Raw genomic sequence first — 2,597 nt, forward strand, 5'->3', positions numbered from 1 at the left:
AGGCGGGTATCCTGAGTAGGCCGGGACAGGAGAAATCCCGGTTGAATCTGCCGGCACCATCCGGTAAGGCTAAATACTCCTGAGAGACCGATAGTGAACGAGTACCGTGAGGGAAAGGTGAAAAGTACCCTGAATAAGGGGGTGAAATAGAACCTGAAACCGTGCGCTTACAAGCGGTCGGAGCCCTTTAGTGGGGTGACGGCGTGCCTTTTGCATAATGAGCCTACGAGTTGCACCTCTTTGGCGAGGTTAATTCCGTTGACGGGAGCAGCCGGAGCGAAAGCGAGTCTGAAAGGGCGTATAGTCAGAGGGGGCAGACGCGAAACTTAGTGATCTACCCATGGCCAGGCTGAAGTTGTGGTAACACACAATGGAGGGCCGCACCGATAAGCGTTGAAAAGCTTCCGGATGAGCTGTGGGTAGGGGTGAAAGGCCAATCAAACTGAGAAATAGCTCGTACTCCCCGAAATGTTTTTAGGAACAGCGTCGTGGATTGTATGATGGAGGTAGAGCTACCGATAGGACTAGGGGGAGTCACATCCTACCAAATCCTGACGAACTCCGAATGCCATCATAGAGAAACGGCAGTGAGGGCTGGGGTGCTAAGGTCCCAGTCCGAGAGGGAAAGAACCCGGACCTACCGCTAAGGTCCCGAAATTTAGGTTAAGTTGAACAAAGGTGGTCCAGTTGCAGAGACAGCCAGGAGGTTAGCTTGGAAGCAGCTATTCCTTTAAAGAGTGCGTAACAGCTCACTGGTCGAGCGACAGGGCGTCGATAATAATCGGGCATCAAACCTAATACCGAAGCGTAGGATTGGCAGTAATGTCAGTGGTAGGGGAGCATTCCAACGGCGGTGAATGCACATGGTGATGTGTGCTGGAGCTTTTGGAAAAGCAAATGTAGGCATAAGTAACGATAATGGGGGCGAGAAACCCCCACACCGTAAGACCCAGGTTTCCTGATCAACGCTAATCGGATCAGGGTTAGTCGGGTCCTAAGGCGCACCCGAGAGGGGCAGCCGATGGCAAACGGGTTAATATTCCCGTACTGGACATGCAGGTGATGGAGTGACGGAGTGGTGAAAGGCCCGCCCGGTGACGGAATACCGGGTTGAAGGGAGTAGGTATTGGACCCATAGTTAAATGCGTGGGTTTAGCCGAACCTGACAGTACCGAGCGTCCTTGGACAATCGGATAGTGGCCCTAAAAGCTTCCAAGAAAAACTTCTGGCCTACCCGTACCGCAAACCGACACAGGTGGTCGAGGAGAGTATCCTAAGGTGCTCGAGTGAATCATGGCTAAGGAACTCGGCAAAATGGCCCTGTAACTTCGGGAGAAGGGGCGCCCCGCAGGAATGCGGGGCCGCAGTGAAGAGGCCCAGGCGACTGTTTAACAAAAACACATGGCTTTGCGAAGTTGAAAGACTAGGTATAAGGCCTGACACCTGCCCGGTGCCGGAAGGTTAAGAGGGGATGTTATCGCAAGAGAAGCATTGAATCGAAGCCCCGGTAAACGGCGGCCGTAACTATAACGGTCCTAAGGTAGCGAAATTCCTTGTCGGGTAAGTTCCGACCTGCACGAATGGTGTAACGATCTGGGCACTGTCTCAGCCATGAGCTCGGTGAAATTGTAGTCGCGGTGAAGATGCCGCGTACCCGCAACGGGACGGAAAGACCCCATGAACCTTTACTGCAGCTTAGCATTGGTACTGGGCAAACGATGTGTAGGATAGGTGGGAGACTGTGAAGCGGCGTCGCCAGGCGTTGTGGAGTCACCGTTGAAATACCACCCTTTGTTTGTCTGGTATCTAATCCCGGTTCGGGAGACATTGCTTGGTGGGTAGTTTGACTGGGGTGGTCGCCTCCAAAAGGATAACGGAGGCTTCCAAAGGTTCCCTCAGCACGCTTGGTAACCGTGCGTGGAGTGCAATAGCATAAGGGAGCTTGACTGTAAGGCCGACAAGCCGAGCAGGGTGGAAACACGGGTATAGTGATCCGGCGGTACTGTATGGAAGGGCCGTCGCTCAAAGGATAAAAGGTACTCTGGGGATAACAGGCTGATCTCCCCCAAGAGCTCATATCGACGGGGAGGTTTGGCACCTCGATGTCGGCTCGTCACATCCTGGGGCTGGAGAAGGTCCCAAGGGTTGGGCTGTTCGCCCATTAAAGTGGCACGCGAGCTGGGTTCAGAACGTCGTGAGACAGTTCGGTCCCTATCTGTTGCGGGCGTGGGAAGTTTGCGAGGACCTGACCTTAGTACGAGAGGACCGGGTTGGACTGACCGCTGGTGTACCGGTTGTGGTGCCAACTGCACTGCCGGGTAGCTACGTCGGGAAGAGATAAGCGCTGAAAGCATCTAAGTGCGAAACTCCCCTCAAGATGAGACTTCCGTATAGGGCCCTCAGAGACGATGAGGTTGATAGGCTGCAGGTGTAAAGGCAGTGATGTCATAGCCGAGCAGTACTAATTGCCCGAAAGCTTACCGAAATCCTGTTGCAGTTTCTACAAGATATGTTAAAGACTTCAGATATTAGAAGCAAGACATTGGAATCAAGATATACCTATCGGTATAACGGAGTCATGAATAAAGACCTAGTGT

The 2,597-nt window shown here is 53.0% G+C and carries 1 rRNA gene; it reads left to right on the plus strand.

Going from position 1 to position 2,597, the window contains the following annotated elements:
• Positions 1 to 2,485: ribosomal RNA gene (locus OU792_RS18320) — 23S ribosomal RNA — on the plus strand; the annotation flags it as partial.
• Positions 2,486 to 2,597: the final 112 nt, after the last annotated feature.

The organism is Algoriphagus sp. NF, assembly GCF_028823735.1.
Taxonomy (GTDB): Bacteria; Bacteroidota; Bacteroidia; order Cytophagales; family Cyclobacteriaceae; genus Algoriphagus; species Algoriphagus marincola.